This window comes from Actinomadura sp. 6N118, from assembly GCF_044326415.1.
GTDB lineage: Bacteria > Actinomycetota > Actinomycetes > Streptosporangiales > Streptosporangiaceae > Spirillospora.
The window spans coordinates 198,509-224,365 of sequence record NZ_JBIRAZ010000005.1 but is presented as its reverse complement, the minus strand read 5'-3'; the positions used below and the strand labels follow the sequence as shown (position 1 = coordinate 224,365).

General features: G+C 70.0%; 16 protein-coding genes and 1 tRNA gene. 5 read left to right on the top strand and 12 right to left on the bottom strand.

All coding sequences use genetic code 11. The features are described 5' to 3' along the window. Positions 1–225 precede the first annotated feature (225 nt). Positions 226–1,347: an FkbM family methyltransferase gene (locus ACH34W_RS14610; RefSeq protein ID WP_395961389.1), complete on the top strand. Its 1,122-nt coding sequence runs from the start codon at positions 226–228 to the stop codon at positions 1,345–1,347. Between the two features lie 149 nt (positions 1,348–1,496). On the opposite strand, the gene ACH34W_RS14605 is transcribed toward ACH34W_RS14610, so the two are convergent. The 5 genes from ACH34W_RS14605 to ACH34W_RS14585 form a co-directional block, all read right to left on the bottom strand. Further along, positions 1,497–2,894, bottom strand: a complete 1,398-nt coding sequence (locus tag ACH34W_RS14605) for a pyridoxal phosphate-dependent decarboxylase family protein (RefSeq protein WP_395961388.1) — start codon at positions 2,892–2,894, stop codon at positions 1,497–1,499. Positions 2,895–2,933: 39 nt separating this feature from the next. Then, on the bottom strand, positions 2,934–3,707 hold the full coding sequence (locus tag ACH34W_RS14600; RefSeq protein WP_395961387.1) for a tryptophan synthase subunit alpha: 774 nt from the start codon (positions 3,705–3,707) through the stop codon (positions 2,934–2,936). After that, complete coding sequence (locus ACH34W_RS14595) at positions 3,704–4,471, bottom strand: prenyltransferase/squalene oxidase repeat-containing protein (protein ID WP_395961386.1); 768 nt, start codon at positions 4,469–4,471, stop codon at positions 3,704–3,706. Before ACH34W_RS14595 ends, ACH34W_RS14600 begins: the two co-directional genes overlap by 4 nt. Before the next feature lie 175 nt (positions 4,472–4,646). Continuing rightward, positions 4,647–5,810, bottom strand: a complete 1,164-nt coding sequence (locus tag ACH34W_RS14590; protein WP_395961385.1) for a hypothetical protein — start codon at positions 5,808–5,810, stop codon at positions 4,647–4,649. 58 nt (positions 5,811–5,868) lie between these two features. Then, a tRNA-OTHER gene (locus tag ACH34W_RS14585) sits at positions 5,869–5,960 on the bottom strand. A gap of 159 nt (positions 5,961–6,119) precedes the next feature. Between ACH34W_RS14585 and ACH34W_RS14580 the strand changes: the two genes are divergently transcribed. Together ACH34W_RS14580 and ACH34W_RS14575 are read left to right on the top strand one after the other, a co-directional pair. Then, positions 6,120–7,115 (top strand): bifunctional lysylphosphatidylglycerol flippase/synthetase MprF, encoded by a 996-nt coding sequence (locus ACH34W_RS14580; RefSeq protein WP_395961384.1) that lies wholly within the window; start codon positions 6,120–6,122, stop codon positions 7,113–7,115. An 18-nt stretch (positions 7,116–7,133) separates the two neighbouring features. Further along, positions 7,134–7,289 (top strand): hypothetical protein, encoded by a 156-nt coding sequence (locus tag ACH34W_RS14575; protein WP_395961383.1) that lies wholly within the window; start codon positions 7,134–7,136, stop codon positions 7,287–7,289. Between the two features lie 96 nt (positions 7,290–7,385). Here the strand turns inward: ACH34W_RS14575 and ACH34W_RS14570 are convergent, their stop codons facing one another. The 7 genes from ACH34W_RS14570 to ACH34W_RS14540 form a co-directional block, all read right to left on the bottom strand. Then, complete coding sequence (locus ACH34W_RS14570; RefSeq protein WP_395961382.1) at positions 7,386–9,215, bottom strand: sialidase family protein; 1,830 nt, start codon at positions 9,213–9,215, stop codon at positions 7,386–7,388. 144 nt (positions 9,216–9,359) lie between these two features. Next, on the bottom strand, positions 9,360–10,673 hold the full coding sequence (locus tag ACH34W_RS14565) for an MFS transporter (protein WP_395961381.1): 1,314 nt from the start codon (positions 10,671–10,673) through the stop codon (positions 9,360–9,362). Then, complete coding sequence (locus tag ACH34W_RS14560) at positions 10,673–14,665, bottom strand: amino acid adenylation domain-containing protein (RefSeq protein ID WP_395961380.1); 3,993 nt, start codon at positions 14,663–14,665, stop codon at positions 10,673–10,675. Before ACH34W_RS14560 ends, ACH34W_RS14565 begins: the two co-directional genes overlap by 1 nt. Positions 14,666–14,674: 9 nt before the next feature. Next, complete coding sequence (locus ACH34W_RS14555) at positions 14,675–17,866, bottom strand: amino acid adenylation domain-containing protein (RefSeq protein WP_395961379.1); 3,192 nt, start codon at positions 17,864–17,866, stop codon at positions 14,675–14,677. A gap of 9 nt (positions 17,867–17,875) precedes the next feature. Beyond that, entirely contained in the window at positions 17,876–21,094 is a 3,219-nt protein-coding gene (locus ACH34W_RS14550) for an amino acid adenylation domain-containing protein (protein ID WP_395961378.1), read from the bottom strand. Further along, on the bottom strand, positions 21,091–21,498 hold the full coding sequence (locus ACH34W_RS14545; RefSeq protein ID WP_395961377.1) for a phosphopantetheine-binding protein: 408 nt from the start codon (positions 21,496–21,498) through the stop codon (positions 21,091–21,093). The genes ACH34W_RS14550 and ACH34W_RS14545 overlap by 4 nt, the downstream gene beginning before the upstream one ends. Before the next feature lie 7 nt (positions 21,499–21,505). After that, complete coding sequence (locus ACH34W_RS14540) at positions 21,506–21,718, bottom strand: MbtH family protein (RefSeq protein WP_395961376.1); 213 nt, start codon at positions 21,716–21,718, stop codon at positions 21,506–21,508. Between the two features lie 151 nt (positions 21,719–21,869). On the opposite strand from ACH34W_RS14540, the gene ACH34W_RS14535 reads away from it, so the two are divergent. Together ACH34W_RS14535 and ACH34W_RS14530 are read left to right on the top strand one after the other, a co-directional pair. Beyond that, positions 21,870–24,953, top strand: coding sequence for a type I polyketide synthase (locus ACH34W_RS14535; RefSeq protein ID WP_395961375.1), 3,084 nt, complete (start codon positions 21,870–21,872; stop codon positions 24,951–24,953). A 2-nt stretch (positions 24,954–24,955) separates the two neighbouring features. Next, complete coding sequence (locus ACH34W_RS14530) at positions 24,956–25,741, top strand: thioesterase II family protein (protein WP_395961374.1); 786 nt, start codon at positions 24,956–24,958, stop codon at positions 25,739–25,741. The last annotated feature ends 116 nt before the right edge of the window (positions 25,742–25,857 follow it).

The window sequence follows — 25,857 nt, the reverse complement described above, 5'->3', positions numbered from 1 at the left end:
CGCGCTGACGGCAAACGGATCCCGATCGCAGAGGCTTTCGGCGATGTGAGGTGAACGGGTCGAGGCGGCGGCATCGATCAGCGGGATGTCAGTGGTGAGTCGGGCAGGGCTGACATGCTGCAATCAGCCGGGCCGCAATCCAGAATTTCATCTACCGGCGAATCATTCCCAGGTGGCTCGGTCTCTTCCAAACTGCGTCAAGGGGCGCAAGAGCAAGGAGGGTCTATGGCCACCCCTGATAATTCTCTCGGGCTGCCGCTCCGCCAGGTCGCGGCCGAAATCGAGGGGACGCTGCGCCGTTACCCTGGCGTAGCGCGTGCCCGTGTCATCCGGGATGCCGACGACCGGCTGGTGGCGCAGGTGCTGCCCTGGGGCACGCTTTCCGTGACCGCTGACACCGGGGTCCTCGCCGAACTGGCGGGTATGAACATGGCCGAGACGCGATTCCTGCATGACGAGATCTTCGTCGATGAAGTCTATCTTCGCGGCGGGATCGTGCTCCGTGAAAATGCCGTCGTGTTCGATGTCGGCGCGAACGTGGGAATGTTCAGTCTTTTCATCGGATCGCGCTGCCCGTCGGCGGAAGTGTATGCCTTCGAGCCGATTCCTGAAGTGTTCGCCAAGCTTCAACAGAACATCTGCGAGCGCGGTCTCAACACCCGCCCGTTCAATTACGGGCTGTCCGATCGCGACCAGGAGGTCTCGTTCTATTACTATCCGAATATCTCGATCATGTCCTGCCGCCACGACTACACGAACTGGGACAACGAGGTCGACCTGATCAAGCGGTACGTCGCGAATGAGCGCAAGAGCGGCCCGCCCGGCCGTGCGGAGCACCTTGCCGAGGTCGAGAGCCTGGTGGCCAAGGACTTCGAGTTCGTCGAACACCGGTGCCGGCTCCGCACGATGTCGTCGGTGATCGATGAGGCCGGGGTTCACCGGATCGACCTGATCAAGATCGATGCCCAGCGTGCCGAATACGACGTGCTCCAGGGGATAGAGGCCCGCCACTGGCCACTGATCCAGCAGGTGAGCATGGAAGTCCACGACGAGGCCGCCTCACCGACCGAAGGCCGGGTCAAGCAGGTCACGGAGCTGCTCGCGGAACAAGGCTTCCGCGTCAGCGTGGAGGTCGAGGAGATGCTTCGCGGCACTGGCCGCTATGCGGTCTACGCCATTCGGCCGGGCTATGAAAGCGACCCGCGGCCGGTGGTGGCGGCAGCCGGTACCGCGCACGCGATCAAGCCGGAACTCGTTGCGGACTGGCTTTCCGCTCGCCTGCCGGTGGATCTGCTGCCGGACCGGGTGGACGTCGTTGACGCTCTCCCGCCGGGAGAGAGCTCCTAGACCCGCGCAGACAAGGGCCCGGCCGGGGGATCCCCCTCGGCCGGGCCCTTGTCCGCACGTGGACGCTGGTCTCACGTGGACGCTGGACTGGCGCTGATGGTCACCGCCGTACAACGCGGTCCGGCGCCCTAGTCATCGATGAGGGCGCCCTAGTCATCGATGAGCACGTGTGCACCGCTGACGCCGTCCAGCGCCGGAGCGATCGTCGAGATGACCTCGTCGACCAGCTGTTTGGTGGTGTCGGGATGAACGAAGCAGAGCCTGGCCACCGGTTCGCCGCCCCAGGACGTCGGGAGGACGAAGGCGACCTGGTCTGCGAGGAGCCTGGCAGACCAGTTCTCATAGTCGTCCATTCCCCATCCGTCCCGCTGGAAGAGCACCACCGAGAGTTCCGGCTCACAGACCAGCGTGAGGCCCTCGGCCTCAGCGATGCGGTCGGCCGCGTAGCGGGCCATGGTGAGCGTGTTCTCGATGCTGTCGCTGTAGGCGTCCGTCCCGTGGACCGCGAGCCCGAACCACAAGGGCAGGCCACGGGCTCGGCGGGTCAGATGATGGGCGTAGTCGCTCGGGTTCCACACGCCGTTGGCGTCATCGTGGATGGCGTCCAGATAGGACGCCCGCTGAGTGTGCACCGCGTTCGCCGTCGGCGGGTCGCGGTAGAGCAGCGCCGCGCAGTCGAACGGCGAGAAGAGCCACTTGTGCGGGTCGATGACCACGGAGTCGGCTTGCTCGATGCCGTTGAAGAGCCCCCGCACCGTGGGAGCGAACAGCCCGGCGCCGCCATAGGCCGCGTCGACGTGGAACCACAGCCCGTGCCGCCGGGCCACCTCGGCCACCCCAGCAAGATCATCGACCAGGCCGCCGTTCGTGGTACCGGCGGTCGCGACCACGGCCACCACGTCCTCCGCGTGCGGCTCGCGGGTCAGAGCGGCTTGTAGCGCCTGTCCTGTCAGCCGATGGCCGGCTGTGGGCACCAGGAGCGGTTCCATGCCCAGGAGGTGGAGGGCCTTGCTCACCGAACTGTGGGCTTCGGCGGCGAGCGCCACCTTGGGCCGTCGCGGCATGCCCGGCACGCCGCGACGGCTCAGGCCGGTATCGCGTGCGACGAGCAGGGCCGACAGGTTGCCGCTGGAGCCGCCCGCCACGAAGCAACCGCCGGCACTGGCAGGCAGCCCGGCGGCATCGGCCAGTACCCGTAGAGCCTGGTTCTCGGCCGCGACCGGCCCGGCGGCCTCGAGCCACGAGATGCCGTGCAGCGAAAAGCAGGAGACCATCATGTCGAAGAGCATCGAGGTCTTCGACGGCACGCACGACACGAAAGCCATGAAGCGAGGAGTGTCGCACGCGATGATGGCCGGGGCGATGTCCCGGAGGAAGACCGACAGGACCGCCTCGGGATCGTTGCCGGACGGCCCGATGAGCCCGGCCAGGCGCTCAGCGAGCCGCTCCCTGTCGCCGCCTGTCTTCAGCGGAACCTCGTCCAGGCTGAGCTGCCGCCAGCACTCGTCGAACACGAGCCGCGCCAGCTTCTGGTCCAGTTGATGCATGGATTTGCCGTTCAACATCCTGTCCCCGGTCTCGTGGGCCTACCTGGAGGCGGTGACGATTTCCTTGAGCCATCCACTGAACGCCGGCATCCCCTCGTCCAGCTTGGCCAGGGCGGCGGAGCCGATGATGATCCCGTCGCAGCCGCCGCTGCCACGCAGCTCCTCGACATCGGCGGTCCGGTTGATGCCGAAGGCGGCGCAGACCGGCAGATCCGGGCGGAACGACTGGACCTCCGCCCGCTTTCGCTGAAGGTCGGCGGGGGAAGCGGCCCTCGTGCCTGTCTCCGGACCCAGCGAGGCGTACACGAACCCGCCGCCGCGGGAGATGAGATGCCGGTCGCCATCGGAGAGGCCGGCAGCGGTGGCGTCCACCGCGGGGATGATGACCGCGCCCTCTTCAGCGGCGGCCAGAGCGTAGGGCGCGAGATCCGGCGGGTCGGTCTCGAAGAGGTAGCCGGAGACTCCCGCACGCAGTGGGGGCGGCGCTGACCACGTGGCGGGCGACGGCCAGGCGGACCCGTAGACGACGGCCACCCGCACGGGGGCACGCAGCAGCCACGCGGTCGCCTCAGCCTCCGAGTAAGGCTCGGCATCCCGCAGCGCCCGGGCGATCATCGGACCGGTCCTGGGCGACCATTGCGGGTCCGACACCGCCGGGAACTCGATGAAGTCCACCTCATGGCTGACGCACAGGTCGAGTGCCTCAAGGCTCGTGTTCCAGTCCGGGAAGCCCGGGACGAGATAGATCCCGACCGCGAGCTCTCCTCGCCTCGCGCGGCCGCCGATGATGTCCGACAGACGGGGAGGCGTCATCGTTCGTCTCCGCTCGGAGCAGGGATCGTGGACAGGACGCGCAGGGCGCAGTACGACTCCCACAAGGTGGCGTACGCCTGTGCCCCGTAACCGCCATCCGGCTTGCCCAGCTTTTCCACCGCCGGCCTGAGCCGGTCTGTCCAGACGGTTTCGTTCAGCACCTCTCCCGCGCGGAAGCCCCAATAGGTGGCGGCGAGTGAAGGAGCGTCATCGCCTGCGTTGAGCGTCGCCAGGCCGGACGACGTGGCGAACCGCGACCTGAGCCATGCGGCGGTGACGCGGCTCTCGGCGGCACCGAGAGGCTGCTGGAGGAGCGACAAGCTGCAGACGGCACAGTAGGTGTGCTCGGTGTCCGGCGGCTGGCCCGGCACGCCCGCATAGCCTCCGTCGCCGTCCCGACAGGCCCGGATGAAATCGACGAGCGAGCGAGACACCTTGGCGGAGAGCAGGCCGAGCGCCCCGAGCTGCTCGAGTGCGCGCAGGACATAGAACATCTCGTCGATGTCCGATGAGGCGGGCTGGTCGGGCTCGGACATCTCGCCGGCGAACCAGCGGGGGAGCCCGTCAGGCACATCGTCACGCCGGCCGGAGAGCGTGAGCGCGCGCACGGCGTAATAGCCTGCGGCCCGGGACGGCCCAGGGTCGGTGGCCGTCATCGCGAACGTGCCGCCCTCCCGGCGGCACGCGTCCATGAAAGGGGCGGGCGTGAGCGGCTCACCGGACAGCATCGAGGTGATCTCGGCCGCCCACCTCAGTGCTTCCATGGTCGGCACGTCCTCGCGGGCTTCCAGGTAGGCGCCCGGTCCTTGCCGTCGAGAAGTCAGGAAGCGCAACGTCGCGCCGGCCCGAAGTAGCGTTGGAGTACTGGCCGGAAATGGCATCAGAAAACTGCTCCTCACGTTGTCGCAGTGGTACGGGAATCAGGCAGCGGCGGGGAGGTCAGCCGCTGGCGGTGCCGAACGCGTAGCTCTGCGGTGGGATTTCAACGAAGTCAAGGCCGGCCAGCGCGCCGGGTGCCGGCAAGCTCTTGGGCGTCGGCTCGTCGAAGAGAAAATCGCTGCGCAGGTCGCAGCGATGCTGAGCGAGCTGGTAAAGCCGGAACAGCAGCCCCACCTGCTCGTGAATGTCGTTCATTCTCTCCGCGTCGAGGAAGGTGCTCGCCTTCGCCATGCTGCTGATCCTGCTGAGCGCGGCGATAGAGATCGTGAAGCTGACGAGGTCGCTCAGCTCCACCGAGGACAGGTCCTGCTCGCGATACCGATATGGCTTCGGCAGGGCCTCGAGCAGGTCACCTGCATAGATGACGAAGTCTGCCGCACGGTCCATTGTCTCGGGACTGGCGAGCATGTCCTTGCCCATGACGTAGTTGACATAGCCGAACAGCTGGGGATTGCGGCTGTAATAGAGCAGCGTGGCCAGGCCATCATCGTGTGAGTTGTCGAGAACGGCGCTGCGCCGCTGTCGCAGCTCGTTGATGCACGTCCCGTAGCAGCCGGAATCGACAAGGGCGATGGATGGCTGCCGGAGAATCGAATTCGCTGTTAGCGCGTCCGGCCTGGTGGCCCTCGACACGTGTGCCAGATGCAGATTGAGACCCTGTTCCAGGGATGTGGCCGCGACGTAGAACGGCAGCGCGTCGCGGGCGAGGAAGACCAAGGTCTCGATCGAGTTCTGCCGGCACCAGCGCAGCGCCCAGTTCGTGAAACTGAGCCAGACGGGGGTCCATGGCTTGATGATGTTGAGGTAGCGCTCGGTGGTGCCACAGAGCCAGGCCGAAAGCTCGCGTTCCGTGCCGAAGATCCGGTTGCAGACCTGATCGACCTGATACTCGGAGAGATCCTTTGCGGCGGTCATCGCCTCGCGGAACTCCGCGCCGGCCTCCTCGACGGCAGGAGCGGCGGCCGAGCTCCCGGCCAGCCACTTCTCCAGGCAGTAGTCGACGACCGCGCGAGAATAGTCCGCGGTGAACCGGTACTCGGTCGGCTTGGGCAGGTCCTGCAGCAGGGTCGTAAGCCACTGATGGACGCCGGAGACCGGGATCGGGGTGCGCGCTTTCCCACTGGCGGGATCAAGGGAGACTGGTCCGGCGGTCGTGCCACCCACGGATCCTCCTAGAAAGCGCCAATAGCGCCAAGACAGAAAACGCGAATTCTTGTCGTCGCGGAGAGGGCAGGATTCGAACCTGCGTAGGCGCCTGAACAGCGCCTTCCCGGCTGACGCCGGGCCCCATTAGGCCACTTTGGGAACCTCTCCAGGGTTACTGCTTCGATGTTCACTTGTGTTTCGCTAAAGCCATCATGACGGATGGCCCTGATCCGCTGCTGACTCGTAACTGACCTTTTCGTGGCCTTGATATTCGCGTATCTGTATGCGATAAATCTTGCGAGCACCGTCATGAATGGGGGCATTGCGATGACCGAGACGCTTACGAGATCAGATATTGCGCTGGAGGCCATCCAGCGGTACCCGGACGCGGACAATCCCAGCTCGTTCCTCGCGGTCAACGAGGGCAACAGTTACCTGCGTCTGCCGGACACGCCGGGCGTGATCGTGTACCGGCCCACCGGGCGATACCTGGTGCAGTTCGGCGGCCCATTCGCGCCCAAGGAGGCACGCCCCCGGTTGCTGCGCGCCTTTCTCGACCTGGCCGCCGAGCAGGACCGGGAGATCGTGGCCATCCAGCTCCAGGGAGCCGACACGGCCGAATACCTGGACGAGGGCTTCACGGTCAACCAGATCGGCGGTTCGTACGCGCTGCGGCTGGACTCGTTCAGCCTGCGCGGCACCGCGTTCATGCAGCTGCGCAACAAGATCGCGCGAGCCGTGCGCAGCGGGCTGACGATCAGCGAGGCGCCGCTCGGCGCGTGGCACGACGAGATGAGGACGCTCGACACGGCCTGGCTGGGCTCCAAGGGCGGCGCCAGGCCGCTGGAGTTCCTCGTCGGCGAGTACGGCGGGCCGTACCAGCACCTGCGCCGGCTCTTCGCCGGGGTGCGCGGCGACGAGCTGACCGGCTACATCTCGTACTCCCCGGTCTACGGCTCACGGCCCGGCTGGATGCACGACCTCAGCCGCCGCCGGCCGGACTCCCCGCCCGGGGTGATGGAAGCGATCAACAAGACGGCCATCGAGACGTTCCAGGCCGAGGGGGTGGAGTGGCTCCACTTCGGCTACACGCCCTTCTCGGCCCTCTCCGCCGAGCACGAGTTCCCGGGCCACAGCCGCGCCTTCCAGTGGTTCATGAAGGAGCTCTGGACCAACGGCGGGCACATCTACCCGGCGCAGACCCAGTACGCCTACAAGGAGAAGTGGAAGCAGGACGTCGTCCTGCCCGAGTACATCGCCTTCCAGGGCAAGGCCAGCATCCCGGCCCTGGTGCACGTCTTCCGTGCGTGCAACGCCGTCTGAGACCCGGAAGGAATTGTCATGGTGAACGAGCCCGATGAGATCGCCGCGGCCGGAGCCGAGGTCGTCGAGATGCTCGGCGCGTGCGCGGCGGCCCCTGACGATGTGGAGGTCGGCAGGGCAGCCGACGCGGCGCTGATGGAGCTCGAACGGCTCCTGGCGGCCGGTGCGCCCTAGTCCGTCCTCGACGGGGCGTCCGCACGAAGTTCGGCCATGCCACCGCCCGTCCTGATCAGCCGGCTGTCGCTGACCAGGACGGGCGGTGGCGTTGTGCTAGCGAGCGGTCGTCGCGCTGACGATGTCGGAGTTTCCGAACTTCGCCGGGCATTCCGCCAGCGGCCACGGCGCCGGGGTCAGGATCTTGCCGGCGTCGAGGGACTTCTGCCGCCACACGTCGATGGCCGGGCAGTCGGCCGTGCGCGACACGTCGGTCCAGGCGCCGGCGCCGTAGCGGCGGGTCGCGATGGCGGAGACGTGGTAGCCGAGGAACTCCGGGTAGTTCCAGGTGACGAAGCTGGTGCCTCGCGCGTCCCCGGTGGGCCCCGCGTAGTCGGTCTTCCAGCCGGCCGGCTCACCGCGCCGGCCGATCGCCGCCGAACGCAGGATCCCGCGGAACAACCGCGGTTTCGCCGTCGTCGGGCTGAACGGTGTGGTGTAGGCGTTGTAGGTGAGGTACACGCGGGAGGCGTCGGGTGCGATGGCGACGGCGGTGTACAGGACCCGGTCGCCCGGCAGCGAGATCCTCGCCGGTGTGGACCACGTCCTGGCGCGGTCCCTGGAGTAGGAGAGGAGTGCCGACTCCTGGTTCTGGCCGAACCGGCCGTCGGACCAGGCGAGCACGATCTCGTTCGTGGCGCCGGCCCCGGTGGGCGCGCCGTTGGCGATGCCGACGCTGGGCCCCTGCTCGTTCGCGGTGCCCGCCGGCCCCGCCTCGGTGCAGCGGTTGCCGAGCCGGTCCACATAGAAGCAGCCGGTGTTCATCGGCATGAAGTCGGCCGGCTTCGTCCACGTGGCGCCGCCGTCGAACGACTTGACGATGGTCAGCTTTCCGGACGGCTCGAACGAGGGGAACTGCCCGGTGTAGTGATTGATGAACAGATAGACCACGCCGTGGCTGTCGGTACGGACCGTGCACGACTGGCGATAGCCGTCGGCGGCCGAGTTGACCGGCGGGGCGAACCCCTGGCTCGCCCAGGTCCGGCCACCGTCCCGGGACACGCCCACCGTGGGCTCGATGGGGCCGGCGCCGTTGAGCCCCTCGATCCGGAAGTCGTTCCAGCACGTGTAGACATGGCCGAAGTACCGGCTGCTGGCGGCGTTGTCGGCCCAGATCTGGCCCTGGGTCGGGTTCGATATGGCGGGGGTGCGCTCCGGCACGATGACCGGGGTCGACCAGTTCGACTGGTCGGCGGCCCGGGCGGGTGTCGGATCGTCGATGTGCGACACCATCAGGGCCCGCTTGCTGTCGATGCGACCGGGCTCGATCGGCGTATTGGTCAAGGTCGCGCCCTGCGAGGACAGGTACAGTCGCGAGCCGTTCGCCCATGAGAACCTGCCGTTCCGCAACACCGGGCCGAAGGCCACGGAGCTCCCACCGCGGGCCGCGAGGCCTTTCTCGTAGTAGTTGGGGACCGTGTGGATCGGTCCCGGCTTGGGCGTGCACGGCTCCACCTCGGGATCGCATCCGGCCGCCGTCAGCCCCTGATAGGTGGGCTGGCTCCATCGGCGGCCGCTGTTGTACGAGAAGTACACGCCGCTGAACCCCACCCCGCGGTTGAACCCGCCGCCTCCTCCCGTCGTGCTGGCGGGAAGGCTGCACGCCGCTCCCAGGGTGGCGGCCTCCTTCGAGCACCGCTGCAGGTCCACCAGGTCGTTCGCGGTCGCCGCCACGACGTTCGGGTGGACCGGGTCGACCGCCAACGTCGGCATGTCCTGATCGTTTCGCGGGAACTGGGTGGCCGGGCCGGCCACGCCCATCACCGCGGCGGTGGCTCCGCCCCGGTTTCCCGCCCCCGTTGCGGAGGCCGTTGGCAACCCCGCCGTCAGCGCGATCGCCGTTCCGACGGCCGCGGCCAGCGCCGCCAACATCCGAATTCTATGCACGCTCATTCTCCCTTCGAAATTGCACACTGAAATTGTGATAATTGTCGCATTGGGTGCTGACGTGAAGCTGACGCGATCGGCTGCGAAATGCGGAATGCGGAATGCGGAATGCGGAATGCGGACGGCCCGGCGGTCCGGTGACGCTTATGCGGCGCTCTCGCCCGGCGATTTAGCGAATTCGGTCGGCAGATCTCTGCTGCGCTTGATCGGGCCGATGAACACCCAGATGTCGGTGATGACATTCGCGCCGGCGAGGATGAACAGCGCCGTCCGGACGTCCAGGACACTGCCCAGCACGCCGCCGAGGAGACTGCCGATGGGCCAGATTCCGAAGAAGGTGAACCGCATGGTCATGGCGGCCCGGGCGCGCATTTCAGGCGGGCAGTAGGCCTGCCGGAAAGCGCCCCCCGTCACGTTTCTGACGACGATGCCCGTGGCCCACACCAGGGTCCCGGCGAGCGCCACCACCAGCAGCGGGCCGTGGCCGGCGAACGGGAACAGCAGGAGGAAGCAGTCGGTCACCGGGGCCGTGAGCAGGGTCCTGGCGGTTCCCAGGCGGCCGGTGACCCGGGGCGCGATGAAGGCGCCGAGCACTCCGCCGACACTGATCGTGATCGTGGTGGCGCCGACCGCCCAGGGACTGAGCCCGGCGTCCCGGACCAGGAACACCACGACCAGCGCCTGGATACCGGCCATGAGCAGGTTCGTGGAGGTGCTGCTCGCGGTGATGATCCGCAGATAGGGATCCCGTGCCACGAACCTGACCGCCGCCCCGATGTCGGCGCGGAACGTGGTCCGCGCCCGCTCCGCCCGGTCGCCCGGGCGATCGGACGGTTCTCGCGCCCGGATGGACCACAGGCAGACGGCGCTGACCACGAAGCTGAACGCGTCGACGACCAGCCCGAGAACGGCCGAGACGAGCTGGGTGATCAGACCGCCGATGCCGGGGCCGGCGATGTTGGCGGCCTGCTCGCTGCCCATCAGGCGCGAGTTCGCGTCCATGAGCTCGCTCTTGCCGACCAGGAACGGCACGTACGCGTTGTACGCCGCGGTGAACAGGACGGTCGAGCACCCGGAGGCGAACGCGATCACGAGGAGATACCCCATGGTCAGGGCGTCGAGCCAGGCCAGCACCGGGACGCTCACGATCAGGAGCGCCGAGGCGATCTCACAGCCGATCATCAGCGGCCGCCTGTTGCGGCGATCCGCCCATACCCCCGCCTGCAGCCCGACCAGCAGCCACGGCAGCCAGATCATGGCGTTCAGCACACCCATCATCAGGGTGTTCGCGCCCAGCGTCTGCAGCGCGACCAGGGGCAGCGCGAAGGTCGTCACGGCGGTGCCCGTCTTGCTGACGGTCTCCGCCGCCCACAACAACCGGAAGTCCCGCCCCCGCAGCGCGCCGCCACCGGTGGCGGCCTCGGCGGTGGCGGTGCCCGATCCGCCGACCGGAGCCATCAGGCCACCATCCTGGCCGTGAGCAGCGCTCCGATCTCAGCCACCGGCCCGGGTTTCATCATCTCGAAGTGCTCGCAGCCGATGATGCGATGGTCGATGGTCCCGTTGACGTACGGCCGCCACAGTTCCGTCGCGTCGGTGTCGCCGAGGGGGGTGCCCGCGGCCTTGACGAAGACCAGATCCCCGTGGAAGACCTCGTGCTCGTCGCCCTGGGCTATCCGGATGAGGTTCCCCGCCGCGTGCGGGAGGTCGGCCAGGATCTCCTCCGGGAGCCCGAAGCCCCTGGCGACCGCCTGCCTCATCCGCTGCCGCGATCGCGGATCGTCCACGGCCTCGACGTCCAGGCCGAGATCCTGGGCCATGGTGACCAGGATCGCCAGCTCGACTTCGCCGCGCATGGCCGCCGGATCCATGTCCAGGAGCCAGGGATTGCTGGGGTAGGAGTCCAGGAGAGCGAGGAACTCCACCCGCTCGCCCTCGCGCTGCAGCCGGCCGGCGACGGCGTGCGCGATGGTCCCGCCCAGCGACCAGCCGAGGAGCCGGTACGGGCCCGCCGGCTGGATCTCACGGATCCGGCCGGCGTAGCTCGCGGTGAGCTCCTCGAGGTCCCGCGGCCGAGCCGGCTCGCCGGACATCTCCAGCTGGAGGCCATAGATGGGGAGGTCGGGAGGCAGGTGCCGCTGCAGCCCGGAGTAACACCAGGCCACTCCCGAGACCGGATGCACGCAGAACAGGGGAGGTTGTCCGCCGGATGTCCGGATCGGCACCACCGGGTCGATCCGGGCCTGCGCGGCGGGGTCCGCCGCGAGGGACTCGATGACCCCGGCCACGGTGGGCGCCTGGAGGAACAGCCGCACCGACAGGTCCGTTCCCAGCGCCGCCCGGATCCGGCTCACCAGCCGTGTGGCCAGGAGCGAATGCCCCCCGAGCGCGAAGAAGTTGTCGTCGACGCCCACCGCGTCCAGGCCGAGTACCTCGGCGAACAGGCAGCACAGCGCCTCCTCGCGGGCGGTACGGGCGGCGTGGTCACCGGAACCCGGTGCCGTGTAGTCGGGGTCGGGGAGGGCCCGGCGGTCGAGTTTGCCGTGGGGGGTCAGCGGCAGGGCGTCGAGGGTGACGAACGCCGAAGGGACCATGTAGTCGGGAAGCCTGGCCATGGCGTGGCGGCGCACTTCGCCGGTGCCGGCGTCGGCATCGTCCGCGGTGCCGGTGCCGGTGCCGGTGCCGGCGTCGGCGGAGGCGTCGGCAGGCACCAGGTAGGCCACCAGCCTCTCCTCCCTGGCAACCACCGCGGCCTGAGCGACCAGCGGGCTTTCGGCCAGGACGGTGGCTATCTCGCGGGGCTCGATCCTGAACCCGCGTATCTTCACCTGGTCGTCGGCCCGGCTGAGGTATTCCAGGACGCCGTCGTGGGTCCAGCGCGCCAGGTCGCCGGTGCGGTACATCCGTTCGCCGGGAGCGCCGAACGTGTCGGCCACGAACCGTTCGGCGGTCAGTGCGGGACGGCCCCAGTACCCCCGGGACACCTGCGCACCGGCCAGGTACAGGGCGCCCGGCACCCCGGGCGGAACCGGCCGCAGCCACTCGTCCAGCACATACACCCGGGTGCCCGGCAGCGGGCGGCCGATCACCGGCCGGTCACCGCTCACCCGGGCGGCCACCGAGTCGACCGTGCCCTCGGTCAGGCCGTAGAAGTTCCAGCCCGCCACGCCCTCGGCCCGGCCGATCCGCTCCCACAGCCCGGCCCCCGCCGCCTCGGCGCCGAGGATCAGCACCGACGGGCCGCCCGGCTCGAGCAGCCCCTCTTCAATGAGCTGCTCGGCATAGGAGGGGGTGACCTCCAGTACGTCCACCCCGTGCTCGCGAACATAGCCGACCAGCGCGTGGGGATCGCGGCGGACGTCGTCGTCCAGCACGTGCAGCTCATGGCCGGCCAGCAGCCACACCACCATGACCCACACCGCGTCGAACGACAGCGCGGTCACCAGACCCGCCCGTAGCCGTCGCCCGGCCTCCCGTTCGGCCGGCTCGATCACCTCGCCGCGCAAGGACGCGTACAGGTTCGCCAGGCCCTCGTGGGTGGCGACCACGCCCTTGGGCCAGCCCGTCGACCCGGAGGTGTAGGTCAGGTGTGCCGGGTCCGACGGCGACAATGTCCCTCGGCGCTCGGCCGGGTCGACCGGGCCGTCCGCCAGTCCCGCCAGCTCGGCCTCCGCCGACGCCGAACCCAGCGGCAGTACCGGGACACCGGGACCCGCCGCCCCCGCCGCGAGCCCGGCCGTCGTGATCACCGCGCGCGGCGCCACGTCCGCCAGCATGAACCGCACCCGGTCCGCCGGATAGGACAGGTCCACCGGCACGTACATCGCCCCGGCGGCCAGCACCCCCAGCATCGCCGCCATCGAGTCCGCCGACCGCGGCAACGCCACCACCACCGGGTCCCCGGGGCCGGCGCCCGCCGCGATCAACCATCGGGCCAGCCGGTTCACCCGTCCGGCCAGCTCGCCGAACGACATCTCGGCGTCCCCGCACACCACGGCGGTCAGCCCCGGCTCCACCGCCGCCGCCCGTGCCGCGAACAGCTCCGGGATCAGGTCGGGCCCGGCCGCCGCGGGCGCGCCTTGCCCGAGCTCCAGCAGCGTCCGCCGCTCTTCGGCGGTCAGCGTCTCCATTCGGCTCACCGCGACGTCCGGCGCAGCCACGGCGGCTTCCAGTGTCCGTACCAGGCCTCCCGCCAGCGCCTCGGCGGTCTCCCGATCGAACAGATCGAGGGCGTACGTGACGTCGACGCCCATCTCGGCCTGCCTGCCATCGGGGTCCGAGTGCAGCGTCAACGTGAAGAGGAGGTCGACCTTGGCGGTCGGCGTGCGTACCGGCTCCATCTCCGCGGACAGCCCCGGCAGCAGGTCCGTGGGCGCCGGCATGACCAGGACGTTCAGCATCACCTGGAAGAGGGGGTTGCGGGCCGGTGACCGCTCCGGGTTGAGGTGTTCGACCACCATCTCGAACGGCGCGTCCTGGTTGTCCATCACCGTCAGGGCCGTCTCGCGCACCCGGCCCAGCAGCTCGGTGAAGGTGGGATCCCCGGACAGGTCCGTGCGCATGACCACCGTGTTGATGAAGAGCCCGACCAGATCGTGCAGCGCCCTGTCGGTGCGCCCGGCCAGCGGTGACCCGACCGGGATGTCCTGACCGGCGCCCCATCTGCTCAGCAGAACGGCGAGCGCGGCGTGCAGCAGCATGAACACCGTCGCCCCGTTCGCCTGCGCCAGGTCGGCGAGACGGGCGTGCAGGTCCGCGTCCACCCTCAGCGAGACGGTGTCGCCGCGATTCCCGGCGAACGCGGGACGCGGCCGGTCGGTGGGCAGCGGCAGGCACTCCGGCGCGTCCGCCAGCTCCTTCGCCCAGAAGGCGAGCTGGCCCGCGAGGACGCTGCCGGGGTCATCGGCCTTCCCGAGCAGCTCGGTCTGCCACAACGTGTAGTCCAGGTAGCGGACGGGCAGCGGCTCCCAGTCCGGTTCACGCCCCTCGCATCGTGCCTGGTAGGCGAGCCCGAGGTCGCGCAGCAGCGGAGCCGTCGACCAGCCGTCCCCGGCGACGTGGTGCATCGTGATCATCAGCACGTGCTCGCCGGGGCCGACGACGAACAACGTCGCGTGGAGCGGCGGCCTGGGGGCGGCCAGATCGAACACATGGCTCCCGGCTTCGCGCATCGCCGCCGGCAGGTCATCGGGATCGGGCTCGACGATCTCCAGATCCAGGCGTGCCCGCTCGACCTCCAGGACCTGCTGGTACGGCTCTCCCTTGACGTCCGGGAACACCGTCCGCAGCGGCTCATGCCTGCGTACGACGTCGTTCAGCGCGGCGGCCAGCGCCCGGCGGTCCAGCGGCCCCCGCAGCCGCAGCGCTCCCGGGATGTTGTAGGTCGCGCTGGGGCCCTCCAGCTTGTTCAGGTACCACAGCCGTCGCTGCGCGAACGACAACGGGATCATCGTCTCTCCTCAGGTCATCGCCGGGTCGGTCATCGGGCGTAGCGCGGGCCGCGCGGGCCTGGCGCCGGCGAGCTCGGCGCTGAGCCCGGCCACGGTCGGCGCCTGGAACACCGCCCGGACGGAGAGCTCGGCGCCCAGGTCGCTCCGGATCTGGTTGACCAGCTTGGTGACCAGCAACGAGTGACCGCCGAGCGCGAAGAAGTTGTCGTCGATCCCGATCGGCTCGCGGCCGAGCAGCTCGGCGAACAGGCCGCACAACACCTCCTCCTGGTGGTCGCGCGGGCCTCGGCCGGTGGGGGCGTGCGATGTGGCGGGATCGGGGAGGGCGTCGCGGTCGAGCTTGCCGTTGGGTGTGAGCGGCAGAGCGTCGACCGGCACGAACGCCGACGGGATCATGTAGTCGGGCAGCTCGGTCATCGCGTGGCGGCGCACCTCGCCGGTGTCGGCGGTGCCGTCGGCGAGGACCAGGTAGGCCACCAAAGCGCCGTCGCGTACGACCACCGCCGCCGTCCTGACCAGCGGGCTCCCGGCCAGGACCGCGGCGATCTCACCCGGCTCGATCCGGAACCCGCGCACCTTGACCTGGTCGTCGGCCCGGCCGAGGAACTCCATCACGCCGCCGCGGGTCCAGCGGGCGAGGTCGCCGGTGCGGTACATCCGTTCACCGGGAGCGCCGAACGGGTCGGCGACGAACCGTCCGGCGGTCAGGTCCGGGCGGTGCCAGTAGCCGCGCGTCACCTGTGCACCGGCCACGTACAGCGCGCCCGGGACACCGAGGGGGACCGGGCGGAGCCACTCGTCCAGCACGTACACCCGGGTGCCGGGCAGCGGGCGTCCGAGGATCGGCCGGTCGCCGCGGATCCGGGCGATCACCGCGTCGACGGTGCATTCGGTGGGGCCGTAGATGTTCCAGGCCGTGAGGCCCTCGGTCCGGGCGACCCGTTCCCAGAGCCCGGCTCCCACCGCTTCACCGCCCAGGATCAGCACTGATGGCCGGTTCCGCTCGTCGAGGAGGCCCTCCTCGATGAGTTGCTCGGCGTACGAGGGGGTCACGTCGGCCACATCGATCTCGCGGCGGCGGACGTAGTCGATGAGCGCGCGTGCGTCGCGGCGGACGTCGTCGTCCAGCAGGTGCAGTTCGTGACCCGCCAGCAGGCACAGGACCGTGTCCCAGGAAGCGTCGAACGACAGCGCGCTCACCGAGATCGCCTTGAACCGCGGTCCGGCCTGCCGGGCCGCGGGCTCGAAGATCTCGCCGTTCAGGAACGCGTAGAGGTTCGCCAGATTCTGGTGAGTGGCGACCACGCCCTTGGGACGGCCCGTCGAGCCGGAGGTGTAGATCATGTACGCCGGGTCCGACGGCGTGAGCCGGGCGCGGCGCTCCGCCGTGCCGACCGGGCCGTCCGGCCATCCCGTCGGCTCGGCTTCCGCGTCGGCCGAGCCCAGCGTCAGCCGCCGGACATCGAGGTCGGCCTGTTCCGCGAGCTCGGCCGTGGTGATCAGCAGCATCGGTGCCGCGTCGGCCATCATGGCCCGCACTCGTTCCGGAGGAGAGGACGCGTCCACCGGCACGTACATCGCTCCGGCCGTCAGCACGGCCAGCAGCGCGACCACGGAGTCCGCCGATCGCGGCACCAGCACCGCCACCGGATCCCCGGGCCCGGCGCCCGCCGCGACGAGCCGTCGAGCCAGCCGGTTCACCCGCCGGGCCAGCTCACCGAACGGGAGCTCGACGTCCCCGCACACCAGTGCGGTCGCCTCCGGCTCCGCCGCCGCTCGCGCGGCGAACAGCTCCGGCACCAGGTCGGGTCCGGCCGTCGCCGGCTCGCCCTGCCCCAGGGCGAGCAGCACCCGCCGTTCGTCGACCGTCAGCACGTCCAGCCGGCCGACCGGGACGTCCGGAGCCGCCACGACCGCCGCCAGCACCCGTACCAGCCCTCCGGCCAGCGCTTCGGCACTCTCCCGGCCGAACAGGTCGAGCGCGTACTCGAGGTCGCCGGTCAGCCCGGCGGGCAGGCCGCCGGGGCCGAGCTCCTCGGTCAGCGTGAAGGAGAGGTCGACCTTGGCGGTCGGCGTGCGCACCGCCTCCATCTCCGCCTTCAGCCCGGGGATCAGGTCCGCGTCGCGCGGCGCGTTCTGCAGCGTCAGCATGACCTGGAAGAGCGGGTTGCGGGCCGGTGACCGCTCGGGGTTGAGGTGTTCGACCACCATCTCGAACGGCGCGTCCTGGTTCTCCAGGGCCGCCAGCACCCGCTCGCGCACCCGGCCCAGCACCTCCGCGAAAGCCGGGTCGCCGGAGAGATCCGTGCGTACGACCACCGTGTTGATGAAGAATCCGACCAGATCGTCCAGAGCCTCGTCGGTGCGCCCGGCCAGCGGTGACCCGACCGGGATGTCCTGGCCGGCGCCCCATCTGCTCAGCAGCACGGCGAGCGCGGCGTGCAGCACCATGAACATCGTCGCCTCGTTCGCCCGCGCCAGGTCGGCGAGACGGGCGTGCAGTTCCGCGTCCACCCTCAGGAAGACGGTGTCGCCGCGGTACGTGGCGGCCGGCGGCCTGGGCCGGTCGGCGGGCAGGGCGAGGCACTCGGGCGCGCCTTTCAGTTCCCCGGCCCAGAACGCGAGCTGTTCGGCGAGCACGCTGCCGGGATCGTCCGCCCGGCCGAGGAACTCGGCCTGCCACAACGCGTAGTCCACGTAGTCGACGGGGAGCGGCTCCCAGTCCGGCTCCCGTCCCCCGGTTCGCGCCTGGTAGGCGCGCCCGATGTCGCGCAGCAGCGGAGCCGTTGACCAGCCGTCCCCGGCGATGTGATGGGCCACGAGCATCAGCACGTGCTCGTCCGGGCCGGCGACGAGCAGCGTCGCGCGGAACGGCGGCCGGTCGGCGGTGAGGTCGAAGACGTGGTTCGCCGCCCGGTCCATGGCCTCCGCCAGGCCACCGGGCCCGGGCTCACTGATCTCCAGACGCAGGCCGGCCTGATCGATGTCCAGGACCTGCTGGTACGGCTCTCCCTCGACGGTCGGGAACACCGTGCGCAGTGGCTCGTGCCTACCGATGACGTCTGTGATGGCCGCCGCCATCGCCGTGCGGTCCAGAGGGCCCCGCAGCCGCAGCGCCCCCGCCATGTTGTAGGTCGTGCTGGGGCCTTCCAGCTTGTTCAGGAACCAGAGCCGTCGCTGCGCGAAGGACAGCGGGATCATCGTGCCTCCTCAGGTCCTCGCCGTACGGCGCCGCAGGGCGGGACGGGCGGGACGGGCGTCCGTGAGCGCGGCGCCGAGCTCGGCCACGGTCGGTGCCCGGAACACCGTCCGGACGGAGAGCTCGGCGCCGAGCTCGGTCCGGATCCGGTTGGTCAGGCGGGTGGCGAGCAGCGAGTGGCCGCCGAGTGCGAAGAAGTCGTCGTCGATCCCGATCGGCTCGCGGCCGAGCAACTCCGCGTACAGGCCGCACAGCACCTCTTCCCGACCGGTACGCGGAGGCCGGCCGGCCGGGACTCGCGCGGCGCCGGGGTCGGGGAGCGCGCCGCGGTCGAGCTTGCCGTTGGGTGTGAGCGGCAGGGCGTCGAGCGGCACGAAAGCCGACGGGATCATGTGGTCGGGAAGCCTGGTCATGAGGTGCCGGCGTAGCTCGCCGACATCGGCGTCGTCGAGGTCGACGCGGTTGTCGTCGGAGTCGGAGTCGGAGTCGACGGCGTCGGCGAGCACCAGGTAGGCCACCAGGCCGTTCTTGCCGGGCAGTACCGCGGCCTGGCGGACCAGCGGGCTTTCGGTGAGGACGGCGGCTATCTCGCCGGGCTCGATCCGGAATCCGCGTATCTTCACCTGGTCGTCGGCCCGGCCGAGGAATTCCAGTACGCCGTCGCGGGTCCAGCGGGCAAGGTCGCCGGTGCGGTACATCCGTCCCCCTGCCGCCTGGAAGGGGTTGGCCACGAACCGCTCGGCGGTCAGGCCCGACTTGCCCCAGTACCCGAGGGCCACCTGCGGTCCGGCCAGGTACAGCGCGCCCGGGACCCCAGCCGGGACGGGGCGCAGCCACTCGTCCAGTACGTACGCCTGCGTGCCCGGCACGGGACGGCCGATCACCGGCCCGTCACCGCTCACGCGGGCGACCACCGAGTTCACCGTGCATTCGGTGGGACCGTAGAAGTTCCAGCCCGTCAGGCCCTCGGTCCGAACGACCCGTTCCCACAGCCCGGCATCCACCGCCTCACCACCCAGAACCAGCACGGACGGCCCGCCCTGTGCGAGGAGCCCCGCTTCGATCAGCTGCTCGGCATAGGAAGGCGTGACCTCGACGACGTCGATCCGGTGTTCGCGGACATGGCCGGCCAGCGCGTGCGCGTCGCGGCGGACGTCGTCGTCCAGCACGTGCAGCTCGTGGCCGGCCAGCAGCCACAGCACCATGTCCCAGGAGGCGTCGAACGACAGCGCGGCGACCAGGCTCGCTCGCAGGCGCCGTCCGGACCGCCGCGCCGCCGGCTCGATCACCTCGCCGCACGCGAACGCGAACAGGTTCGCCAGGCCCTGGTGCGTGACGACCACGCCCTTCGGCCGGCCCGTCGAGCCGGAGGTGTAGATCATGTACGCCGGGTCCGCCGGCGTGAGCCGGGCGCGGCGCTCCGCCGGGTCGACCGGCCCGTCCGTCGAGGCCGTCGGTTCGGCCGCGGCTTCGGCTTCGGCTTCGGGGGAGTCCAGCACCAGCGGCCGTGCCCCGCCCGGCCACTCGGCCGACGCCGCCAGCTCCGCCGTAGTGATCACCACCTGCGGTGCCGAATCGGCCAGCATGAACCGCACCCGCTCCGGCGGATAGGACACGTCCACCGGCACGTACATCGCCCCGGCCGCAAGCACCCCCAGCATCGCCACCACCGAGTCCGCCGACCGTGGCAACAACACCGCCACCGGGTCGCCGATGTCCACGCCCGCGGCGATCAGCCGGCGGGCCGCCCGATTCACCCGTCCGGCCAGCTCGCCGAACGACACCTCCACGTCGCCGTAGACCACGGCGGTCAGCCCCGGCTCCACCGTCGCCGCCCGTGCCGCGAACAGCTCCGGGACCAGGTCAGGTCCGGCCGTCGCGGGCTCGCCCTGCCCGAGCTCAAGCAGTGCCCGCCGTTCCTCGGCCGCCAGTACCGGGACCCGGCTCACCGGGACGTCCGGCGCCGTCGCCGCCGCCTCCAGAACCCGCACCAGACGTGCCGCCAGTGCGTCCGCGCCCTCCCGATCGAACAGGCCGGGCCGGTGCTCGACGTCCAGGTCGATCACGTCGCCCGACGCCTGCACGGCGATGCTCAGCGTGTAGTCGGTCCTGACGTCGGTCCGCACGTCGGACATCGGGAAACCGCCCGTCGTGCCGGCCCCGGGGAAGTTCTGGAACGACAGATGGACGTCGTACAGCTCCGGCCGTCCCGCCGCACGGCGGATGTCGACGAGGCCGAGATGGTGGTGGGGGATCAGCCGCGCCTGCTCGGCCTGGATCCGCGCCAGCATGGCGGCGACCGTCTCGGGCCGGGACAGGTCCTGGCGGACCCGGACCGGCACCGTGTTGAGGAACATCCCCGCCATGTTCTGGATGCCCGGCACCTCCGGAGAACGGCCGGTGACCGTTCCTCCGAACACCACGTCGCTCTGGCCGGTGGCGGTGCCCAGAGCGAGCCCCATCGCCGCTTGGAAGACGGTGTTCATCGTCAGGCCGCGGCCGCGCGTGAGGGCTTGCAGCTTCGTGACCAGCTCGGCGGGAAGCCGGGCGCCGAACCGTTCGCTGTCGGCCAGCCATCGTTCGGGCCCGGACGGCGCCAGCATGGTCGGGCCCGCCAGGCCGGCGAGCGAGGTCCGCCACGCCTCCTCCGCCGCGGCGCGGTCCTGCTTCGCAAGCCAGCGGTAGTAGTCCTCCAAGGGCGGCGGCTCCGGCAGGCCGGAGGCGTCCCCGCCCTGTTCATAGAGCCGTGCCAGCTCGCCCAGCAGCAACCAGGAAGACCAGCCGTCCAGAACGGCGTGATAGGTGCAGAGGATGAAGCGGTGCCTGTCCGGCGTCAGCCGCACGAGCACGAACCGGGTCAGGGGCGGCTTCGCGAGGTCGAAGCGCTCCGTCCGGGTCTCCCGTTCCAGTCGGTCCAGCCGCTCGGCGCGTTCGGGCTCGGGGAGGCCGGACAGATCGACCTGCCGCCAGAGCAGCGGCACCTCGCGGAGCACGACCTGGGCGATCTGGTTCTCGCGGTTGCGGCGGAAGCACGCTCGCATGCACTGGTGCCTGGCCAGCAACCGCGCACAGGCGGACCGCAGCGCGGCGACGTCCAGCGGCCCGGACAGCAGGGCCGACAGGTACATGTTGTAGAGACCCGGGCCGTCCTCGTCGAACTCGGCGTGGAACAGCTGACCTTCCTGCAGGGGAGTCAGCGGCAGGACGCACTCGATGTCGGCGCGGTTCATGTGATGATCTCCCATTCGCCCTCGCCCTCGCCTTCGTCGCCGCCGTCGGGGCGGCCGGCGCCGAGCTCCTCGAAATCGCCGAACTCGTCGTCCGCGAAGGTCATCAGCGGTGATTCCGCGGAATCGCCACCGGTTCCACCCGTTCCGGCGGCAGTGGCGGCGGTGCCGGCGGCGGCAAGATCGCCGATCACGGCGGCCAGTGACTCGGGGGTCTGGTGGTCGAAGAGGTCGCGCACGCTGAGCACGAGGCCCGCCTCGCGGGCGCGGGCCACGACCTGAACGGCCAGGACGCTGTCCCCGCCCACCTCGAAGAAGCCGTCCCGCGGACCGACGAGCTCACGGTCGACGACGTCGGCGATGATCTGGCACAGCGTCGCCTGTGCGGTGGCGATGGTGTCGGTCATCGCACGTTCACCTGGGGGACCGGTTCAGCGGCGTGATGTCCGTCCAGTTCTCCGACACGTAGTCCAGGCATTCCTGCCGCCCGGCCCCCTTTTCGCCACGGCCGAACACCACCTGCCAGCCGGACGGCACGTCGATCGCCTCCGGCCACAACGAATGCTGGCCCTGGTGGTTGACCAGAACGAGATAGCTCGCTTCCTCGTTTTCAAAAGGATCAGCCACAGGTTCGCTCCAGAATGATTGTCTCCGTCTTTCTTGCCGTCTCCGCGGAATCCTCGCAGGGGGTTCTGATAATCCGCTGACCGCGTTCTGACGTGCAATGAGTCAGTGCCGAAACAGTCGCGTATCAGGAGCGCCTGGCATATTGGCCCGCATGACGATCGAAGCTGAGCTTGGCGCGGCACGTGAGACCATCCGTGATTACGAGTCGCAGCTCCAGCGGCTGCACGAGCCCATCGCGATTGTGGGAATCGGCCTCCGGATGCCGGGAGGCAGCACGACCCTCGGCGCCTTCGCCGAGTATCTCGGCTCGGGAAAGTCCGCGATCATGTCCATTCCATCGGACCGGTGGAATGCCGCGGAATTCGCTGGAGCCGACGGTGACGGAAACGGGCGAATAAGCTCCGCAAGCGGAGGGTTCCTGACGGGAGTCGACCAGTTCGATGCCTCGTTCTTCAACATCTCCCCGAAGGAGGCGCGCTGCATCGACCCGCAGCAGCGCCTGGCCTTGGAAACGTCATGGGAAGCGTTGGAGAACGCCAATATCGACGCCGCCGGGTTGCGGCACGGCAATGTCGGGGTCTATTTCGGCGCCAGCGCCCTGGACTTCGCGTGGGAGATCGGAGCGCTCGCAGCCGAGGACATGGACGGGTACCTCGCCGGCGGGGTCCTGAACGCGGCCGTGGCGGGACGGGTCTCGTACTTCCTGGGTGCGCGCGGTCCGTGCATGTCGGTGGACACCGCCTGCTCGTCGTCGCTGGCCGCGCTGCACCTCGCGGTCAACGGCCTGCGCGGCCGGGAATGCGAGCTCGCGTTGTGCGGTGGCGTCGGCGTCATCCACCACCCGTACAGCAGCGTGCTGCTCACCGACATGCAGGCGCTCTCAGCCGACGGGCGATGCAAGACCTTCGACGAGTCCGCCGACGGCTACGGCCGCGCCGAAGGGTGCGCCGTGGTCGTGCTCAAGCGGCTCAGCGACGCCGAGCGGGATGGCGACACCGTGCTGGCCCTGGTCCGCGGCACCGCGGTGCGGCAGGACGGCGAGAGCGCCGGATTCACCGCCCCCAACGGCCTCGCACAGGAAGCACTCATGCGCGCCGCACTGGCCGGCGCGAACCTCGAGCCCGGTGACATCCAGTACGTGGAGGCCCATGGGACCGGCACGCCCCTGGGCGACCCGATCGAGATGGCCTCGATCGCCGAGGTCTTCGGTCCGTCGCACAGCGCGGACGATCCGCTCCTGGTCGCCTCGCTGAAGACCAACATCGGGCACATGGAGGCCGCGGCCGGCATCGGCGGCGTGGTCAAGACGGTGCTGCAAATGCGCTACGGCACCGTGTTCCCGCATCTCAACCTGGACAAGCCCTCCAGCCGCATCGCCTGGGAGACCTGGCCGGTTCGCGTTCCCACACGGCAGGAGCCGTGGCGGGCCGACGTCCGCCGGGGGATGGTGAACTCGTTCGGGTTCACCGGGACGATAGCCTCGGCCGTCCTGGAAGAGGCGCCGAAGAAGGCGCCATCGGTCGCCCAGGCGCTCGAACAGGCGCCCGAGCCCGGCGACGGTCACGTGCTGACCATCTCCGCCAAGTCGGTCCCGGCGCTCGCCGAGCAGATCCGGGCTTACCGGGGGTGGGCGGCCGGCCGGCCCGACCTCGACATCGCCGGCCTGTGTTACACCGCCAACGTCGGCCGTGCGCATTTCCGTCATCGGGTGTCCGGCGTGGTGACCGGCTCCGATGACCTCGCCGCCAGGCTCGAGGAGATGCTGGCCACCGTGGAAAGCGGCGGGCTGCCCGGCGGCGCCCGCAAAGTCGGGTTCCTCTTCTCGGGCCTGAACCCCTTGACCCCCGGCATGGGCGCCGCGCTGTACCGGCGGCACCCCGTGTTCGCCGAGGAACTGGATGCCTGCGACGAGCTGCTGACCCCGCTCGCCGGCCGTCCGATCAAGAGCATGGTGCTGGGGACATGCGGAACGGAGGACGCCGAGGCGCTCCGCCTGGCCCAGTACGGGCAGCCCGTCCAGTTCGCGATCGAGTACGCGCTCGCCCGCCTCTGGATGTCGTGGGGAGTCAGGCCGACCACGGTCGCGGGCCACAGCATGGGAGAGGTCGCGGCGGGCGCGGTCGCCGGGCTGCTCAGCCTCGCGGACGCCGCCAAGCTGATCACGGTGCGGGCGCGGCTGATGGATTCGGTGCGCACCCCCGGCCGCATGGTGTCCGTCGGGGCCGGCGCGGACACGGTCGCTCCGCTGCTGGCCGCCTATCCGGATGTCGCCGTCGCCGCCATCAACGCGCCTCAGCAATGCGTCATCTCCGGCGGCCGTGACTCCCTTGCGGCGATCACCGCCGAACTGGCCGCGCAGGACATCGAGTTCACGCGCCTCACGGTGTCGCAGGCCTCCCATTCGCCCCTGATGGCCGAGGTGGCCGAGGAGTTGCGGAAGGCGCTCGACGGCGTCCGGTTCACCGAGCCCGCGATCACCCTCGTCTCGACGCTGTCCGGCGAGGTCGCCAGGAAGAGCGACTTCTCCGCTGGCTACTGGGCCCGCCATATCGCCGAACCGGTGAATTTCATGGCCGCCATGCGGGCGCTGGACCGGCGGGGCAAGCACCTCTTCATCGAGATCGGCCCGTCCGCGACGCTGACATCGCTGGGCAAGCGCTGCGTCCCGCCCGGCAGGCACGCCTGGCTGGCCAGCATGCACTCATCCGACCAGGACGGCCAGGTGCTCCTCGAGTCGGTCGCGAAGGCCTATGCGGCGGGTCAGCCGGTCTCGTGGCCCGACTTCCACCGGGGGCACCACGGGCGGAAGATCGACCTTCCGACGTACGCGTTCGATCGCAGGTCGTACCGGCTGCCCCTCGGCCCGGCGGGGGAATCTCCCGCCGCTCCCGCCGGTCCCGGCGTCGACGCGGGCGCCGGCCAGGCGGTCACGCGACCGGCCGACATCGCCCCGGCGGCGTTGCCGGCGACACCGGAGGGCGGTGAACGCCGCACGGCGATCACCGAGCTGATCCGGACAACGGTCGCCGCGGTGCTGGGGTACTCCGACCTCGCCGATGTCGGGGCCGACATCGACTTCACCGACCTGGGGATGGACTCGCTCCTCGCGGTCAGGATCCGCAAGGAACTCTGCGCGGTGCTGTCGATCTCCTTCGCCACGCCAGAGATCTTCAACAACCCGACGCCCCGCGCGCTCGCCGAGTTCCTCGACGGGCAGCCGGAGAAGGTGGGATGACGATGGACACCACGGAGAACCGGGCCGTCTCGGCAGGCCGCTGGTTCAGTCCCGCGGAGCCGCCGCGCGAGTCCCGGATCCGCCTGTTCCTGATGCCTCACGCGGGCAGCGGAGCGGCCGCCTACCGGGGCTGGACCCGCTTGCTGCCCGCGGAGATCGGCGCACAGGCGCTGACGCTGCCCGGGCGGCAGAGCCGGCGCGCCGAGCCGCTGCCCGCCGACTGGGAATCGCTGCTCGACGGCCTTCACCGCGCCGTGCTGGAGACGGTGGACGATGAACGCCCGTACGCGTTCTTCGGGCATTGCATCGGCGCCATGCTGGCCTACCGGCTGACCGTCCGGCTCGAGGCCGACGGTGATCCGCCGCCGTCGCTGCTCGGTATGTCAGGGTGGTCACCGAGGGGCTTCTTCCGTGCGCCTCCGGGCCACGAGAAGCTCTCGATGGACGAGTTCGGCGGGCTGTTCAAGGACCTCGGCGCCTTCCCGAAGGAGCTCTGGGACGATCCGGACATGCTGGATCTGGTCATGCCGCCGGTGATCGCGGACTTCCGGATCGCGGTGCAGTACGAGGACGACGGGGCCGTGGTGGAGTGCCCGCTGGTGTCGTACGCGGGCCGGTCGGATCCGCTGCTGGTCGAGCCGGACGCGATGACGGCCTGGACCGGACGCAGCCGCCGGTATCTCGGGCACCAGGAGTATCCAGGCGGGCACTTCTACGTGGGCGAGCACGCCACTGCCGTCATGTCGGACTTCGGCCGGCGCCTGCTGCGGATCACCGACGACCGCTAGCCGCACCCGGTCATGATCTTGGCGGCGCGGGGGAGCGAGGAGCCGATCATGACCGGGTACGGCCGGGTACAGCTGGGAACTGCCGTCAGGTGCTGCCGGGAAACTGCCGTCAGTTA

Bases quoted from the DNA above. Each gene is read 5' to 3' on its own strand.
- ACH34W_RS14610 (WP_395961389.1), top strand. From the start codon at position 226: ATGGCCACCCCTGATAATTCTCTCGGGCTGCCGCTCCGCCAGGTCGCG.
- ACH34W_RS14605 (WP_395961388.1), bottom strand. From the start codon at position 2,894: ATGCATCAACTGGACCAGAAGCTGGCGCGGCTCGTGTTCGACGAGTGC.
- ACH34W_RS14600 (WP_395961387.1), bottom strand. From the start codon at position 3,707: ATGACGCCTCCCCGTCTGTCGGACATCATCGGCGGCCGCGCGAGGCGA.
- ACH34W_RS14595 (WP_395961386.1), bottom strand. From the start codon at position 4,471: ATGGAAGCACTGAGGTGGGCGGCCGAGATCACCTCGATGCTGTCCGGT.
- ACH34W_RS14580 (WP_395961384.1), top strand. From the start codon at position 6,120: ATGACCGAGACGCTTACGAGATCAGATATTGCGCTGGAGGCCATCCAG.
- ACH34W_RS14575 (WP_395961383.1), top strand. From the start codon at position 7,134: ATGGTGAACGAGCCCGATGAGATCGCCGCGGCCGGAGCCGAGGTCGTC.
- ACH34W_RS14565 (WP_395961381.1), bottom strand. From the start codon at position 10,673: ATGGCTCCGGTCGGCGGATCGGGCACCGCCACCGCCGAGGCCGCCACC.
- ACH34W_RS14560 (WP_395961380.1), bottom strand. From the start codon at position 14,665: ATGATCCCGTTGTCGTTCGCGCAGCGACGGCTGTGGTACCTGAACAAG.
- ACH34W_RS14555 (WP_395961379.1), bottom strand. From the start codon at position 17,866: ATGATCCCGCTGTCCTTCGCGCAGCGACGGCTCTGGTTCCTGAACAAG.
- ACH34W_RS14550 (WP_395961378.1), bottom strand. From the start codon at position 21,094: ATGAACCGCGCCGACATCGAGTGCGTCCTGCCGCTGACTCCCCTGCAG.
- ACH34W_RS14545 (WP_395961377.1), bottom strand. From the start codon at position 21,498: ATGACCGACACCATCGCCACCGCACAGGCGACGCTGTGCCAGATCATC.
- ACH34W_RS14535 (WP_395961375.1), top strand. From the start codon at position 21,870: ATGACGATCGAAGCTGAGCTTGGCGCGGCACGTGAGACCATCCGTGAT.
- ACH34W_RS14530 (WP_395961374.1), top strand. From the start codon at position 24,956: ATGGACACCACGGAGAACCGGGCCGTCTCGGCAGGCCGCTGGTTCAGT.